Source organism: Ignavibacteria bacterium (genome assembly GCA_013177855.1).
Lineage (GTDB): Bacteria > Bacteroidota > Ignavibacteria > Ch128b > Ch128b > Ch128b.
Map to the genome: position 1 here is coordinate 1 of JABLYA010000009.1, position 15,717 is coordinate 15,717.

Below are 15,717 nucleotides of genomic sequence, written 5' to 3' on the forward strand. Positions count from 1 at the left end.
TATTGTAAATGATTCAAGTTTTTCTACTATAACTTTTTCACCAGTATCTTCTTTTACCATTTTTTCGTTTTTATAATTCATTTTAATAGCTGGTTCTTCACCAAGTTTATGTTTCAAATCTCTTTTGATTTGATTTATGTCAATATCAGTCATATCTATACTTGATAGATAATCATTTATTTGTTTTTCTTTAAAATTTTGTAAATTGTCTACCATTTTCTATTTTTTCTTTTTTGGTTTTATTATAATTATTAGTCTATTACCTTCCAACTTTAAATTTAAATTATCTGGTATACCAATATCTGATAAATCTCTTGCTAATCTTATCAATAATTCTTCACCTTTTTCTTTAAATTGTATTTCTCTACCTTTAAAAAAGACAAACGCTTTTACTATATCACCTCTTTTAAGAAATTCTACTGCATGTTTCATTTTGAAATTATAATCATGTTCATCTGTGTTAGGACCGAAACGAATTTCTTTTACTTCCTGTGCATTTTCTTTTTGTTTTTTAAGTTTTTCTTTTTCTTTCTTTTTCAATTCATAAAGAAACTTATTGTATTCAATAAGTTTGCATACAGGTGGTGTTACATTACTACATATTTCTACTAAATCTACAACTAAATTATCCGCTATCTTTAATGCTTCTTGAATTGAAATAATTTCACCATTTCTTTCAAAATCGTCACCAACAATTCTTACTTTACTTGACTTTATTTGTTGATTTACTTTGTAATTTAATTTGTTTTTGTTAATCATAAATTATTTTATATTTATTATTTCCTTTGTTTTTTCAATTAATTTATCTACATTTTCATTCTCAAAAGTTTTCCATTCTTCATTCAGATATATTTTAACTTTTGGAGATACTTTTATACCTTTCGATACTTTTATTGTTGGATAACCATTTGGTAATTCAAAAAAGAATTTATGATTTTCATTATTCCAAAAATATATTACCCAGTCCCAGGTTGTTGTTTCCATATCGTATTTATAATTAGGGAACGAATCTGTTATCTTTTTAATAGTATTTCTCATATATTATATATTTTTTTTATATCAAAGATTACTTCTTCTATAATTTTTATTAATTTATTTTCAAATTTTTTTGATTTTTTATTAAATAATGTTTTATATTTTTTTAATATATTTGTTATATCTTTGTTATTATGTGGTATATTAAATATAATAAAATCTTGCTTTAATTTCGGAGTTACAATAGTACTTATTTCGGTGAAAAATTCAATACATCTATTATAATCTATGTTATAGTCTTTATAATTGAATTTTTTTATTTTTTCTAATTGTGACCAAGCGTTTGATTTATATAAAGTATCTTGCAATATATCTTTTTGTGTTGTTCTTTTCTCCAAAAGAATAGAATATGTTTCCGCCACTCTAGCATTTATTTCTTGATTGGATGAAAGATATAAAATAAATATAAAATCGTTTAAAAACTTATCATCCATATATTTTCTTCTAATTTTTATAAGTTCATTATTTAAAAACCATTCCAAATCTTTTGTAGTTTTATTATTAAACCGTTGATATATTTCATAAATGTGTAATAATTCATGTAAAATAACTCTTTTTAAATCAATTAAATTATAATTATCATAATCTAAAAATATTTCTATGGTTGGTGAATTTAAATAATTTTCAAAATTACCACGTTCATATTTTGGTGAGAATATTCCAAATTTTGTATAAGCATAAATATTTATTCTTTCAGAATTATTATATTTTACTGTTAAATTTTTTAATTTTAAATCAGTTTCATCAATATCGATCGAAAATGTTTTGAAATTATTTAAATTTTCAATTATCTCATCAACAATCCATTTTAAAATATGAGGAATGCCTTTGCCTTCTTTTATCAATGGTTCATCAAAACCTGTATGATATTTATTATAATTAATTATATTTTTCATATAATTGATTATATATTAACTAATTCTTTCAATTTTGTGATAAAAGTAACAAGATGCATCTCTGGATCAATAGTTATAGTATATTCTGAATTAAAATTTTTCGTTAAATCAAGAATCTTAAAACCATTTTTTAAAATAATGTTTTCATGATTTTCTAACAAATATTTGAAGAAAGGTCTTGATAATGTATTTAATAAATCTTCGGTTTTTTCTCTTGGAAAATTATCAGAAACATAAAAAAAGTTTTCACTTAAATTATTTCTTCCATTCATAATGAATGAATAAACATTTTCATTTAAAGTGTCTTTTTTCTTTAAATATGATTCCAAATCACCAGAAATATATACTTCTTGTAATAATTGTACAGTTGAACGGAAGTTAGGAAATGTTCTTGTAATTAATATATTTAAAATTTCATCAGTGGTCTCAAATTTTATAGACTTACAGATTGATTTTAAATAATTTAATTGTTGTTTTTTCAAATAATTAATTTCTTCCTGATTCTCTGGATCAAATTGAATAAGATTGAATCTTGATAAAAGTGCTTTATCTTCTTCAGTTCTTTGTAGTTTTGCAACATTATTTACAATTGCAATAAAACGAACTTCTGTGTGTTCTTCAATAAAACCACGAAGAGCTTTTCTCATGTCTGGTGTAGTATTGTCAAATTCTTCTAACCAAACAGCTTTAACACCATAAGGATCTCCTTTTTTCTTTTTATTCTTTCTAAAAGAGATAGAAAAGTTTTTGCAATGTTCCGATATTTCTTCTCTAACTATCTCAATACCATTATCAACAGAACAGTTTATTCTCAATGTATCATAATTTTCTGTTAATATTCCTGCAAGAGTTGATTTACCAAGTCCACCAGAACCAACAAACATAAAATTCATTTGTAGTTCTTTTTCTACAATTTTTCTAATTCTTGGTAATAATATAATAGGTATTTTACCTTTTTCAGGTATTAATGAATTAGGTCTATATTTTTCCCAAAATAAATTTTCTTTCAAATTCATTTTTTTTGTTTTTTAAGTTTATATATGAAATGATTTCGTTTGTTTGAAAAAAAAAGCCAATCTTTGATTGACTTTTTACACATAAAAATTTATAGTATAATTATTTACTGTGGATTTTTTGCAAATTATTTGTTTTGAGAAACGAGGATTTTATCCAGTAGCAAATGTTGTGAACCGATTAAATCCTTTGTTGCTCTTAAAAAGTCTGCTACAAATTCTTTATTTTCTGTTATAAATTTCTTATATTTATCTTCTTTTCCATCAATAATTGTTCCATATTCTCCATTATTCTCAAAATATAATTCCCAACCTATATTAGGACCAGCATATCTCAATCTGATTAAATTTCCACTCTCAAAATATTTAATTGCATTTTGATAGTTTACATAATCAAGATAATCTGAAGGCATATTATTTAATGATTTTAAAACAATAGTATCATCATTAATTTGTTCGTAATCTTCATTTGAAAATACATCAAAAGGTGAAGGGATAATATTTAAGTGAAGATTTGAAGCATAACATTCAATCATTTTGTCAATTGATTTTTGATCATGCTGATTACCAAAATTATATTTCATAATTTCTGAAAGCTGTTCAATAGTTTCATCTTTTAATTTTTCAATAAGAATATTTAATTTTTCAGAAAGTTCGTCAGTACCTTCAATTGTTAATTTTTTACCGATAATATCATCTGCATCACCATCATATACTATGTGAATATTTTCTTTTACAAAATATTCAACTGTTTTATTTAGTTTAGGTTTTTGTACTGATACAACCTTTTCTTTTTCATTAATATTACTAAATTTTTTCATTTTAATATATTATTTTTTCTCTTTAAGTTCTTTTTCTTTATCTTTTAGAAAATTTTTTAATTCTTTAACTCTATCGTGTACATTCAATCTTACCCATTCAAAATATGGGATTTTATCCCATTTGTTATCAAAATTATCAATCATTTTTTTGGCAGCATTTAATTGACTTTCTTTATCAATATTTCTTATAGTTTGTGCTACTTTTTTATAATCTTCTTGTATTTGATCTCTAAAAGACTTTGATTTTTTAAAAATTAAAGGATCATTTTTATATTCTTCTAAGATAGAAATTTTTGTTTTATTAACTTCGTTTTCAACTATTTTTGCTAGTTCTTCTACAAGTTTTTCTTTACCTATCAAAGAAATATTATCAGAATCATTACCATCTATTTTAGGATTAAGAGTTTCATCAATTAAATTATAAATATCATTATATAATTTTTGACTACCTGCATAATGGTTTACTTTTTCATTTATACTTTCAGTGAATTTTTTCATTGTATATCATTATTTTTTTTTTATTTTCCAAAGAATTTCATAAATCTTTCGTATTCATCTTCACGATTTGTGAAATATTTAGCCATCTTTTTTAATGTCTTATCAACATCAATTTCACTTTTCGGATCTTTTTCATCCTTCGCTTTATAATCAAAGAAATATTCATCAACCAAATTATAAATCTGTTCTGAAATTAAATTAAGACTTTTTAACTCAGATAATATACTATTATACTTACTTGACCAATCTTCAAAAGATTCAACATCTTCACCAAATCCTTCATAAGTGTCCATAATTGGTCTATGACTATAAATATTTTCGTTAAATGACTTCCAATTTTTAATATTCTTCATAATAAAAGTTATTTTTACTTATATATTAAATATCAATTTCTTTTTTTTATAATTCTTGATAACTTTAACTTTCTATAAAATGCTTTACTATTACCAAAATCACACTTCAATTTAATAATATTTACATCACCAAGATAACAATTTAATGTTAGAACACCTTTCTTCATCAAATCAGGTACATTTTCATATAAAACATCAACATCAAATAAATCTGAAAATTCCTCTTTAATATACTCATTATATCTTATATCCATAGAATTTATATCTATAAAAGATGCATTGCTAAGATAGATATCATCTAATATATCAATGTAAAAAAACTTGATACCCTCATATTCAGCACAGCATCCATCTATTTTATTCAATTTTACTATTTGTGAAATAAATCGTATATGTTTTTCACCAAAGTAAAGATATTTTATACTATTTAACTGTTTATCTATATGATTTTTAAATTGAAAATTAACTGCATAATCCAAATATGATTTTATTTCAGCCGCTGAACTCTTAGTTAAATGCTCAGTTAGATAGATATTATAACATTGCTTAGGTTTTAATTTTTGAATTGAAGATGATATTAGTTGCGGCTGACGATTATTTGACTTCTTCATACAAAATATGATTTTTATATTGTACGATTAAAAAAAATAATCCCGGTTGTCAAAGACAATCGGGATACATGGCTTATGTTTTTTCATGGCTTGTCAACAAGCGATGAAAAAGTTGTATGAATAGATACTATCAAACAAGCCTTATGTCAAATAATCGTAGGCCAGACAACGACGCTTGTTTTGTTCGTCAAGGTTAATGAAAACGAATGGCTGTGAAAATATACAACCATTTTAATCAACAAAAAAAGTTATTAACTTGTTTATTAACATTTTTTGTGAAAAAGAGACGATATTACAAAATCTTGTCAGTAAGACAAAGCAATTGATTGGCTTTGGTCAAAATATCTTTTAAATTAAAATTCAACAATTTATTGTTGTAATCTGCTTTTAAGCGTTCGTCTCGTAAGTATTTTAAGTATTCTAAAATGACATTTAGCTCGTCGTCGCTTAAATGTTTGTACTTGTGCGATTCTTTGTTGAAATCGCCGTTTTGAAAATAATTAATCAATGCAATATGATTATCTTTACTATCAGTAAGATTTGTTTTTGTTTTTAAGGTATGATAAACGGCGTAGTAAGCACGACTTACGGCAGTACGAACAAACGCATCGTTGTTGCCATAATTTTGATGTATGGTTTTGGCACAGGTATAAAATTGCTTCCAGTCAAACTTATTCATTGACGTCAACAACAACTACATGTCGTTTGTACAAATCATTATCACGTAATTCAAACGTTTTAAGAAAACGTTTATATGTGTCAAAATTTGTTTGAGACGTAACAATGTAAACCATTAAATCTTGTTCGTCAAAGCTGATGTCCATTTTTATTTTTGCATTAGGATAATAATTTATTATATGGTCTATAAGTTTGTTTACTATATGTAAAAGTCGTTTGGAACGAATAAAATTCAATACTTTATTGTCGCAAATATATAACAAAAAGAATGTTATACTTATTGATTGACTTTTGGGGTTATTGTCTAAGAACTGTTTATTTAAGTCAATCGACATCAGGTTTATGTTGCGATTCGATATACTATTATTAAAACCTGATAAAAAAACATTATTTTGTTCTATTTCTAAGTCAAAATCAAATTTAAATCTTATCATAGATTTTGCAAAAGGAACATTCATATATGCTTCATAATCTTTTGTATTTGAATATATTTTGTCTTTTATTTTATTGTATATCAAATTTACTTTTGTTTGATAATACTTTTGTGTGCTTTCTGGTAAAGTGTTCATTTTTTAATATTCTTTTTAATTTTAAAGTTCTTTTTTTTATCAGATCAAACATTTTTAATTCTTTTTCAAGCCTTTCGTTTTCATCCATTTGAATATTTTTATTTTTTTTATTTTATTTATTTTGTATATATTTGCATATTGAAAGTTTAAACCAAAAAATTATGATACGTTATTCACTATCAGAAGCATTGAAGTTAAACTTTGATAATGAGTATCAAAGGAATAACTTACAGGAAGCTAAGAAACAACACGAAAATATTAATAAATTTTATCCTTGTGATACAATTTGTGTGGTTACAAAAAGAGAAAATAATTATTGTTTAGAACACTTTAACCATTATCTGATTAATGACGTTTGTGCTATACAGATTAGATATGATAGTTTTCGCAAAAAATATCATTTTTATTACGATGAAAATTTTGAAAATGTAAGTTCTTGGTCAATAGAAGAAATTACTAAAAAATTTAAAGCACCCAAAAAGGTTGGTGTTCTTACCACTAAGAAAATTGAAGCGTGGATAAAGTATAATCAGGATATTTATCTCGCACTCAAAGCAGAAAATGAAAAGCGTTCTGATGAAATAACTAAATTTTTAGAATCCATTAAAGGTGAGAATGTTCGCTGGTTTGATAATAACAAATCTGGTGAAATTATTAAGAATGGTATAAAATTTACATTTAGAATTGAAAATGGTTATGTTACACAGAATATAGAAGTATATTACAAAGTACCAAACACACTCGAAGCATTTAAACTTCTTGCTGATAATAAAATTAACCGTGAAAATAAATTACTAAGAATTTTAGAAAGTTAAATATGGAAAAACCAAAAACATCACATTACGAAGAACTATTTATCAACGAAAATGGTAAAGAAGTTTGGTTAACTACTTGGTCAGAAAAATTTCAAGAATTGAAAAATTACTTTTATTAATAAACTCATTATGAAAACAATATTACTAATTATATTATCTTTTTTAATATTAAATAAAGCGAAATCACAATATTGTGTTGCTAATGCAACTACTTGCGATGAATATATTTCTAGAGTTCAGGTTGGATCTATTGATAACTCTTCTAATTGCACATCTGGTGGTTATGCTGACTATACTTCACTTTCAACAAACATGAATATTGGTACAGGATATCCGATAACTGTTACAAACGGGTATCCTTATTCTTCTGATCAATGTGGTATATGGGTGGACTGGAACCAGGACAATGACTTTGATGATGCTCCAGGAAACGGACCATATACTGCAACAATTACACCACCGTTAGGTTCTCCAACCGTAACAACACGAATGCGTATTAGAATATGTTATACATCCGGATTAAGTTCTTGTGGAACAGCAACATATGGTGAGGTTGAAGATTATACTATCAATGTCATCTCCGCTTCTTGTACAACTCCAGGTGCTCCTACCAGCGTAAGCGGAACTGCTACCGGACAAACAACAGCCAACCTTTCATGGGCAGCTGGAACGCCTGCGGGTTCTGCTACGGTAACATATTATTGGGTAGTAGGAACTTCCTCTACTGTTACATATGGAAGCGGTGTTGATCAGGGAACAACTACCGGAACTTCTGCTACAACTTCAGCTTTATCCTGCGGAACAACTTACTATTTAAGGGTTTATGCTTATACCAGTTGCGATGGAACTAGTTCTGCTTATACAACATCATCTTCATTTACAACAAATGCTTGTAGCGGAGGACCTTGTTCCAGTATCACTCCAATGTCATTGGGAACTACTTACACTGGAACATTAAATTCTTCCGGAAGTGATTGGTCATCATATACAGATTGCTCTTATACAGAGCCTGGTGATGAAATAGTTTATTCATTTACTCCTGGTTCTTCTGGTAATTATACTTTTACAGGTACAGCAACTTCCGGCGATCCGGACTTTTTCTTAATGAATTCTTGTAGTAATACAGGTACCAATATCACCGGTTCCTGTTGGGATTCCGGTAATAGAACAGTATCATTAACTGCAGGCATTACTTATTATTTAGTTGTAGATAATTATTCAAGCTCCAGTAGCGCAGGATATTCAGTTATTGTAAATAGTGCAGCAGCAGGACCATCAAATGATGATTGTACCGGAGCCATTACATTAACTGTTGGAGCAAGTTGTTCTTTTAGTTCCTATACCAATGCAAATGCTACTGCTACATTAGGCGTTCCTAATCCCGGATGTGCAAACTATTTAGGTGGTGATGTTTGGTTTAAAGCTACAGTACCAGCTTCAGGGCATATTATTTTAGATATGGATGATAATGTTGTAACTGATGCCGGAATGGCTATTTATACAGGAACATGTGGTTCATTAACGTTAGTCGAATGCGATGATGATGATAGTAATAATGGATTAATGTCTATGATAGACAGAAGTGGATTATCTGCAGGCTCTACCATATATATTCGCGTTTGGGAGTATGGAAATGATAATAACGGCTCTTTTTCAATCTGTGCCTACGATCCGGGTATTGGAGCGTGTGGCAGTGTTACAAATATAGCTTCATGTGGAACTTCTACAACAGTCACTTCTGGTGGTGGCTCTGGGAATTGGAATAATCAGGAATGTGGTTCGGCAACTCCTGGTGTAGAAAAAATATTCTCATTTACTCCTTCATCAACTGCTGCATACTACTTAGTTATAACTTCTGCTTCGTCATATATGACGTATGCTTATCAGGCCGGAACCTGTCAATCAACAGGTTGGACATGTATGGCAAGACCAAATGCTCCCGGTACATATGGCCCCTTTAACTGGACAGCAGGAGTTACATATTATATTTTAGTGGATGACGAAGATGCTTTTTCATCAACACATCAGTTTTACATTAAATGCCCCGAAACACCGGGAACTTATTACCATCCTACTGCAGGGTTACAAGGAACTTATTTAGGCGCATGTATGGTAAATACATGTACAGGGACATATACAGATGATGGAGGTGCCGCTAATTACTCTTTAAATATAAACTCAATTTACAGAACATTTTGTCCTGATGCTACAGGAAAATGTATAAGAGCAACCTTTAACAGCATGGATATTGAAAAAAATGGAACAAGCTGCTATGATTATTTAATTGTAAGAAATGGTCCAACACAGGGAAGCTCTATTTTATGGGCTGGTTGTAAAACATTAGCTTCTACTAATACTTTATTAGGAACATTTTCAAACCCCTTTACAGCTTCAAGTACGAGTGGATGTTTGACTTTTCAATTTTACAGTGATAACACTACTACCCGCCCTGGTTGGAATATTGTGCTGCTTCGCCAACAAATAATGATTGTAATAGTGCTACTTCGATTTGTGGAGCTACTAATGTGAATTCTGCTAGTCCCGGTCCTGGGATTACTTCTACCTGTGGAGGGTGTAATTTGAGCGAAAATTACTCTAACTGGTATTATTTTGAAATTACTAATAGCGGGCGTTTATATCTTGATATTAAGCCTGAAGACTTTTTTGAAGACTATGATATGGCTTTATATCAGGCAAGTAATTGTGCAAGTCTTGGAAATCCTGTGCGTTGTACTTATGCAATGACACCTCAATATTGCCAGCCGACTTCTACAGGAACTTCATATTATATTTCAAGAGTAAGGTTTAATACTATTGACAATACTTCAACTTACTATAGTGATTTTTATGCAAATTACACAACTTCTATTAGTTCAACAGTAACAGCAGGAAATGCCTATAATCTTCAGGTAACAGTTGTAGGTAATAATATGTATGTAGTGGCTTGGTTTGATTGGAACAAAAATCTGCAATTTGACTCCGATGAATATTACTCCCTTGGAAGTGGTAATAATACAACTTTGTCAACACCAATTACAATTCCTGTAACTGCAAGGCTCGGAAAGACAGCTTTTAGAGTTTATACAACAAGAGGTGGATCAGTACCAAATACAAATGCCTGTAACAGTTATGCCAATGGCGAAATCGAAGACTATGCAATTTTCATTACTGACGGCACCCACTGCTCCAACAATGTCCGCGATGCAGACGAAATAGGAGTTGATTGTGGTGGTGCAGATTGTGTTCCTTGTGATGCTTCATATTGGCCAACAAATACAGGGATGAATAGCACTTCAACTGATTATTCCGAAGATGTAACAGGTGACAGCTGGGTACAAGGAATACCAGTTAATGCAGGTGAATCGTATTACTTAATGGTTAACAACTGGTCGCCGGGTGCTAATGGTTTTGACTTGGTTTGGAACTTTACCGAAGGTGGTGCCATGGACTGTTCAATTGTCGTTCCTGTTGAATTGATTGATTTTGAAGCTAAATTGTTAGGACAATTTACAACGCTATACTGGGAAACGGCATCAGAAACGAATAATGACTATTTTACAGTAATGAAATCAACGGATGCTATCATTTATAAACCAATTGGCAGTGTGGATGGTGCAGGTAATTCGAATTCTATTCACACCTATACGTTTGACGATACTGAGCCTATTACTCAAACTACCTATTACAGATTAAAACAAACAGATTTTAATGGTAAAGCAACTTATTCTGAAGTTAAAGTTGTATCTCCAAACGTACCATCCTCTGTTCAACAATTCAATGTCTTTAATGATGTGAATGAAAAAAATTTAAATATTACCCTCATTGGTTACCCAAATGCAGAATTAAATTATGCAATCGTAGATGTAATGGGAAGAATTATTAAGCAGGGTAAGATTAATATTGACGAAAATGCGTTAGGTGGAATGAAATTATCTACAAATGATATAGCAGCCGGTATCTACAATATTGTAATTAGTGATGGGAAATACACTGCAAAGAAAAAATTCGTAATTGTTAAATAATAATTTACAAGCAGGCAATTGCACACCCGTTACAACGCAATATTTCTCCTCTCAAACGCTGTATGATATAACTTACTAATTGATAAGCCATTGGTTGTTCAAAATAAAACCTATTTATCAATATATTTCATACAATTCTTTCTAATTTCTTTTTTCTAATCATAATTTTGAATAATTCTTCTAATTCTTCTGTACTAATTGTTTTTTCAATAGGTTATGTATAGGATGGATTTGACACCATCATCAGAGCTTTTATTCTATCATAATTAGGATCATCCCATCTAACACTATTTTCTGTAAGAAATCTGTTATACTTTTTACCTTTTCCAATTTTTCTCAACAAAAATTGATTTCTCATTAGTTACATAATCAATACATTCAATGGTTATTGTTTTTATTTCTAATATTCTCATATACTATCATTTAATATTCTTTGTAACTTCTTATTTCTCATTTGTTTATATCCTTCTAGTTTAAATACTTGATACATTTTTATACTATCACCAATTTCTGAATATTCAAATTTCTGAGAATCATTAAATATTGCCCAGTGAGGATTATCATTTGTTGGTTTTCTGAATATTATAATTTTATCACCTAATCCTTTATGGTAAAATAAACTATAATTTAATAATGTAGTTTTTTCTATAAAATAAAAAATGTCTTTATGATTATCTACAACTATTGAATTTGCAGCACCAATTCTTGATTCAATTGCAACCAAGTTACTAATAGCATATACTCTCGATATTAATTTTCTAACATTAGAGCTACTGATAGATGACATAGAATAAGAACACATTTCGTTTTTTAATTTATCTAAATCATCTATATTAAATTGCATTTTAGTATTTAATCTTTTATCTACAATTTGATTAACAATGTCTTTTAGTATTTCATCTTCATTATATTTTGATATATCTCTTGTTAGAGTTATTGTTTTTTTATTTACAATGAACGAAATTTCAGGACAAGTGTTATTATTTAATGGTTGTTGAAACTGTGAATCAATATAGGCATACTGACAAACAGGTTGATTTACATTATGTATCAAAGCAATATCTGATAATTTTAATTGTTCCATTTATCTAATTATTTTTTAAGATTCTATCTAATTTGGATCGTCTTAATTCCATTTTATAGTTTTCATCTGACCAATTAAAATCTGTATCATAATAATTGGTCTTCTTTTTGTAAAACATCAACCCATTCACTTTCACTAGGCATATATATAGTTTTTATCATATTTAAGTAAGGTCTTAAATAATTGTGAAATTTTATAGGTAATGAATAAACATTAACTATAAATATCAAATCACTTGGAACTCTACCTACTATATAATATGAATTTATAGGTATCAATTTGATTGATAATTCGTCAGTTTCTATTACATTTTTTTAATGATACGATTATATTTCAAGTAAGGTCTTATTTCGTGTACAATACTTTCGGATATTTTTATATTATCTGTAAATATCGTCACATCTAATTTAAAACCTTCTTTGTTTTTTATTTTCTTTTCAATATTTATCAATCTATAAATAACTTCTACCTTTTCAGAACCATAATACATTTGAAAAATACCCCTTCCATTATAGTTTTTTTGAAATCTATTTACATAAAAATCTATTGCATCACTACTTATTGATATTCTCATATTTGGTTTACTTCCATATTTATGACAATATTTGTCTATAAAAACACGCATAATCAATTGTTTTTTGAATCCCAATGCTTTTTTTCTTCCTCAACTTCCCTTTTATGAAATTTGCCGTCTTTTTTCAAAATAAGAAGAATAATAGCATCGATTATGATTATACCTAATAATATGTATAATGCTATTAACATTTATTTATCTTTTTTCTTTTTGTTTAAAATTAAATCTTGTTGTGCAACTTTTTTTGTTACATCATAATTTTGGAGTTTGTTGCTAAGAATCTTTTTATAATCATAATAATTATCTTTTGTTTTCCATTCTGGCACAAATTCACCATACATTTCAACCATATATTTTATTTCATCAGATGTCAATTTAGAGTTTTTAGAAAGATACTCACCAAATCTTAATAATAATTCCATATTATCACTTAATATTTCTTCACATTTTTTCATACAATCCTTAACTAATTCAACAGCCAATCTATCTAAGCCATCATCATTTAAACAAACTGTAGTTGAACTAATTCTGAAGTCAGGTGTTGAAAACTGAATTGGTAATCCATTCATACCATATTCTTTTAATATTTTCAATGCTGTTTTTGTAGTTTTTTCCAAGTCATTGTATGAACCCGTAGTGATGTTTTCTTCTCCAAAAACCATTTTTTCAGCACAATAACCACCAACTAAACAAACTATATTATTTATTAATAAATCTTTAGTTTCCCACTGAGGCAAATCAATATGAGTAAATCCACCATTACCTTCAGCATTTCTACTAACTACTAATTTTGGACAAATGTTTAAAGCATAAACGGATGTAACAACATGACCAGATTCATGAATTGCAACAAGAGCTTGAATATCATCTGATTTTGATTTTCTTACAGAATCTACTTTAAGTTTTACTGGATATCTAAGTTCTTTCTCACCTTTGTTTGTATTGAGTAATATAATATGTTCATCATTTTTAAATTTCCAATAAATACTTTTTATATCTAATTTAAATTTCAAAGAATCAACAATAATTCTTCCAATATATGATTCTATTAATGATGTTATTGTTGAGAATATAGGTCTTACACCTTGTGTAGGAAATACACCCTCCTTATATAAAATATCGTGTGTAGAATTATCAAATTCAATAGTTATATCAAATTTATCTTTAACTTTATTTATTATTTTATTTAACTCTAATTTAATCAAATCTCTATACATTGATTCATTAAAAGATTTGTAAATTATATGGTTATTACCAAGGCGAGATATTTGTTCTGGACGATATTTGAATGTAAGAGCTTCTTTGATATTTGAAATAGTAATATTTTCTGTATGTTCATAAAGAGTATCTGCATCGATATCAGGACTCATTTGATCTGAACCATAATATACATCGTCAAGATTGCCTATAATAAATATTATTGAATTTGAAAAATCGTGTTTAACAGGATCGTATGCCTTTTCAATAGTTTTTTCAAGAAAATTAAGAATTTCTTTTGCATTCAATGTTTTAAGATATTCTGCTAATTGTATTTCAGAAAAAAATTTTTCTTCATTCAAACTTTTTAATATCCGAAGTTCATTGGCTGGAATAAAAGCGTTTTTAGGATAGTATTTTTCTGCCATATTTTCATCTACGATACCCATATTAAATTCTTCGACATCTTCCATAAAGATTAGATCCCACGCTTCTTTATTTTTTGTAATTCTACCATTCTTTACTTCAACACCTTTATCGTGATACAAGTGATAAAGTTTAGTATATAATTTAAATACAGATGTTGATTCCCATTTTTCTTCAATGATTGAGAATTTACCAGAATCAAGTAAATCCCATATAATTCTAAGACCAGGTCTGTCAATGTCTGAACCACTATCGTCTAATGTTCTTCCTAATTGGAATTCATCGAATACAAAAATAGGAATAAGTTTATCTTTTTGGACTTTTCTTACTTGACTAGAAATTTTTGTAGTCAGTTCAAAATCACTTTTTTCAACCCATTCCCCAATGTCAAATTTTAATACACTATTAAGCTCTAATAGTTCAAATAAACGAAGAACGAGGCTTGTTTTACCAGTACCAGTCATACCCCATAAGTTAATTACTGTTGGTCTGATTTGAGCACCAGGAAATAAATACCAAGGTTCTACTAAAGTACAAATTTCATCAATTATATTATCCAGTCCAATAAATTCAGATTTTAGTGTTTCTTTAACTTGATTAATTTTACTATATTTTTTAAGTATAGATTTCTTTTCTTCTTTACTAAGTAATTTCATTTATAAAATGATTAAGTTTATTATTATATATTTTAAAAAAAATAATGTTTATTTTTATTTTATTTTATTTTAAATATATCAATTTCATTTAAAATGATTTATTTAGTCCACTAACCATTCCATTTTCAATATCATAAAAACCTATTGTAAAAATTGTCAAAAATAAATTATTTTATTTACAATTTTAATATATACTTATAAAACCACTATAATTATATGGGATATATTATTTTAAATCCTAGCAATGATCTACCTGAAATGTCTTCAGGAAACACATTAATTACTGTAAATGATAATGGATATTTAATTTTAAAAATTTACAGAAAAATTAAAGAATACGAATCGGAGAAGCTGTTTGCATTATGAGGTGCAATCATGAATTCTTGAAAATCGACGTTGTTATCGGCATGTTTACCACCATTGATAATGTTCATACACGGAACCGGAAGAATATGAGCGTTGATGCCAC

General features: G+C 27.9%; 18 protein-coding genes and 1 pseudogene. 3 read left to right on the plus strand and 16 right to left on the minus strand.

The genetic code is table 11. The features are described from left to right. The 11 genes from HPY57_16115 to HPY57_16165 form a co-directional block, all read right to left on the minus strand. Nucleotides 1-216: hypothetical protein (locus HPY57_16115; GenBank protein NPV13286.1), on the minus strand; the 216-nt coding region annotated here is incomplete at its 3' end. Nucleotides 217-219: 3 nt separating this feature from the next. Further along, nucleotides 220-759: a translation initiation factor IF-3 gene (locus HPY57_16120; protein NPV13287.1), complete on the minus strand. Its 540-nt coding sequence runs from the start codon at nucleotides 757-759 to the stop codon at nucleotides 220-222. A 3-nt stretch (nucleotides 760-762) separates the two neighbouring features. Then, nucleotides 763-1,038 carry a hypothetical protein gene (locus HPY57_16125; GenBank protein ID NPV13288.1) on the minus strand — a complete coding sequence of 92 codons (276 nt, stop codon included), beginning with the start codon at nucleotides 1,036-1,038 and terminating at the stop codon, nucleotides 763-765. Beyond that, nucleotides 1,035-1,931 carry a hypothetical protein gene (locus HPY57_16130; protein NPV13289.1) on the minus strand — a complete coding sequence of 299 codons (897 nt, stop codon included), beginning with the start codon at nucleotides 1,929-1,931 and terminating at the stop codon, nucleotides 1,035-1,037. Before HPY57_16130 ends, HPY57_16125 begins: the two co-directional genes overlap by 4 nt. A gap of 8 nt (nucleotides 1,932-1,939) precedes the next feature. Then, nucleotides 1,940-2,947, minus strand: a complete 1,008-nt coding sequence (locus HPY57_16135) for a hypothetical protein (protein ID NPV13290.1) — start codon at nucleotides 2,945-2,947, stop codon at nucleotides 1,940-1,942. A gap of 125 nt (nucleotides 2,948-3,072) precedes the next feature. After that, nucleotides 3,073-3,765 (minus strand): hypothetical protein, encoded by a 693-nt coding sequence (locus HPY57_16140; protein NPV13291.1) that lies wholly within the window; start codon nucleotides 3,763-3,765, stop codon nucleotides 3,073-3,075. A gap of 9 nt (nucleotides 3,766-3,774) precedes the next feature. Continuing rightward, entirely contained in the window at nucleotides 3,775-4,263 is a 489-nt protein-coding gene (locus tag HPY57_16145; protein NPV13292.1) for a hypothetical protein, read from the minus strand. 20 nt (nucleotides 4,264-4,283) lie between these two features. Next, nucleotides 4,284-4,616, minus strand: a complete 333-nt coding sequence (locus HPY57_16150; protein ID NPV13293.1) for a hypothetical protein — start codon at nucleotides 4,614-4,616, stop codon at nucleotides 4,284-4,286. A gap of 32 nt (nucleotides 4,617-4,648) precedes the next feature. Further along, nucleotides 4,649-5,227, minus strand: coding sequence for a hypothetical protein (locus HPY57_16155; protein ID NPV13294.1), 579 nt, complete (start codon nucleotides 5,225-5,227; stop codon nucleotides 4,649-4,651). Nucleotides 5,228-5,519: 292 nt separating this feature from the next. Beyond that, a complete protein-coding gene (locus HPY57_16160) occupies nucleotides 5,520-5,906 on the minus strand; it encodes a hypothetical protein (protein NPV13295.1) in 387 nt (128 codons plus the stop codon). Next, nucleotides 5,899-6,474, minus strand: a complete 576-nt coding sequence (locus tag HPY57_16165; protein ID NPV13296.1) for a hypothetical protein — start codon at nucleotides 6,472-6,474, stop codon at nucleotides 5,899-5,901. The genes HPY57_16160 and HPY57_16165 overlap by 8 nt, the downstream gene beginning before the upstream one ends. Before the next feature lie 161 nt (nucleotides 6,475-6,635). On the opposite strand from HPY57_16165, the gene HPY57_16170 reads away from it, so the two are divergent. The 3 genes from HPY57_16170 (at nucleotide 6,636) to HPY57_16180 (ending at nucleotide 11,311) form a co-directional block, all read left to right on the plus strand. Beyond that, nucleotides 6,636-7,289, plus strand: a complete 654-nt coding sequence (locus tag HPY57_16170; protein ID NPV13297.1) for a hypothetical protein — start codon at nucleotides 6,636-6,638, stop codon at nucleotides 7,287-7,289. Nucleotides 7,290-7,676: 387 nt separating this feature from the next. After that, entirely contained in the window at nucleotides 7,677-9,818 is a 2,142-nt protein-coding gene (locus tag HPY57_16175) for a hypothetical protein (GenBank protein NPV13298.1), read from the plus strand. A gap of 50 nt (nucleotides 9,819-9,868) precedes the next feature. Further along, the gene (locus HPY57_16180) at nucleotides 9,869-11,311 is read left to right on the plus strand and encodes a T9SS type A sorting domain-containing protein (protein NPV13299.1); all 1,443 of its coding nucleotides are present in this window, start codon (nucleotides 9,869-9,871) and stop codon (nucleotides 11,309-11,311) included. A gap of 214 nt (nucleotides 11,312-11,525) precedes the next feature. Here the strand turns inward: HPY57_16180 and HPY57_16185 are convergent, their stop codons facing one another. The 5 genes and pseudogenes from HPY57_16185 to eno form a co-directional block, all read right to left on the minus strand. After that, nucleotides 11,526-11,669 (minus strand): hypothetical protein, encoded by a 144-nt coding sequence (locus HPY57_16185; protein NPV13300.1) that lies wholly within the window; start codon nucleotides 11,667-11,669, stop codon nucleotides 11,526-11,528. Nucleotides 11,670-11,720: 51 nt separating this feature from the next. Then, nucleotides 11,721-12,395 (minus strand): hypothetical protein, encoded by a 675-nt coding sequence (locus HPY57_16190; GenBank protein NPV13301.1) that lies wholly within the window; start codon nucleotides 12,393-12,395, stop codon nucleotides 11,721-11,723. 304 nt (nucleotides 12,396-12,699) lie between these two features. Next, on the minus strand, nucleotides 12,700-12,969 hold the full coding sequence (locus HPY57_16195) for a hypothetical protein (protein NPV13302.1): 270 nt from the start codon (nucleotides 12,967-12,969) through the stop codon (nucleotides 12,700-12,702). A gap of 191 nt (nucleotides 12,970-13,160) precedes the next feature. Then, entirely contained in the window at nucleotides 13,161-15,248 is a 2,088-nt protein-coding gene (locus HPY57_16200; GenBank protein ID NPV13303.1) for a hypothetical protein, read from the minus strand. A 338-nt stretch (nucleotides 15,249-15,586) separates the two neighbouring features. Beyond that, a pseudogene (gene eno, locus HPY57_16205) lies at nucleotides 15,587-15,717 on the minus strand (phosphopyruvate hydratase).

Excerpts from the sequence above, each read along its gene's own strand:
- HPY57_16120 (NPV13287.1), bottom strand. The coding sequence starts at position 759 with ATGATTAACAAAAACAAATTAAATTACAAAGTAAATCAACAAATAAAG.
- HPY57_16125 (NPV13288.1), bottom strand. The coding sequence starts at position 1,038 with ATGAGAAATACTATTAAAAAGATAACAGATTCGTTCCCTAATTATAAA.
- HPY57_16130 (NPV13289.1), bottom strand. The coding sequence starts at position 1,931 with ATGAAAAATATAATTAATTATAATAAATATCATACAGGTTTTGATGAA.
- HPY57_16135 (NPV13290.1), bottom strand. The coding sequence starts at position 2,947 with ATGAATTTGAAAGAAAATTTATTTTGGGAAAAATATAGACCTAATTCA.
- HPY57_16140 (NPV13291.1), bottom strand. The coding sequence starts at position 3,765 with ATGAAAAAATTTAGTAATATTAATGAAAAAGAAAAGGTTGTATCAGTA.
- HPY57_16145 (NPV13292.1), bottom strand. The coding sequence starts at position 4,263 with ATGAAAAAATTCACTGAAAGTATAAATGAAAAAGTAAACCATTATGCA.
- HPY57_16150 (NPV13293.1), bottom strand. The coding sequence starts at position 4,616 with ATGAAGAATATTAAAAATTGGAAGTCATTTAACGAAAATATTTATAGT.
- HPY57_16155 (NPV13294.1), bottom strand. The coding sequence starts at position 5,227 with ATGAAGAAGTCAAATAATCGTCAGCCGCAACTAATATCATCTTCAATT.
- HPY57_16160 (NPV13295.1), bottom strand. The coding sequence starts at position 5,906 with ATGAATAAGTTTGACTGGAAGCAATTTTATACCTGTGCCAAAACCATA.
- HPY57_16165 (NPV13296.1), bottom strand. The coding sequence starts at position 6,474 with ATGAACACTTTACCAGAAAGCACACAAAAGTATTATCAAACAAAAGTA.
- HPY57_16170 (NPV13297.1), top strand. The coding sequence starts at position 6,636 with ATGATACGTTATTCACTATCAGAAGCATTGAAGTTAAACTTTGATAAT.
- HPY57_16185 (NPV13300.1), bottom strand. The coding sequence starts at position 11,669 with ATGAGAAATCAATTTTTGTTGAGAAAAATTGGAAAAGGTAAAAAGTAT.
- HPY57_16190 (NPV13301.1), bottom strand. The coding sequence starts at position 12,395 with ATGGAACAATTAAAATTATCAGATATTGCTTTGATACATAATGTAAAT.
- HPY57_16195 (NPV13302.1), bottom strand. The coding sequence starts at position 12,969 with ATGAGAATATCAATAAGTAGTGATGCAATAGATTTTTATGTAAATAGA.
- HPY57_16200 (NPV13303.1), bottom strand. The coding sequence starts at position 15,248 with ATGAAATTACTTAGTAAAGAAGAAAAGAAATCTATACTTAAAAAATAT.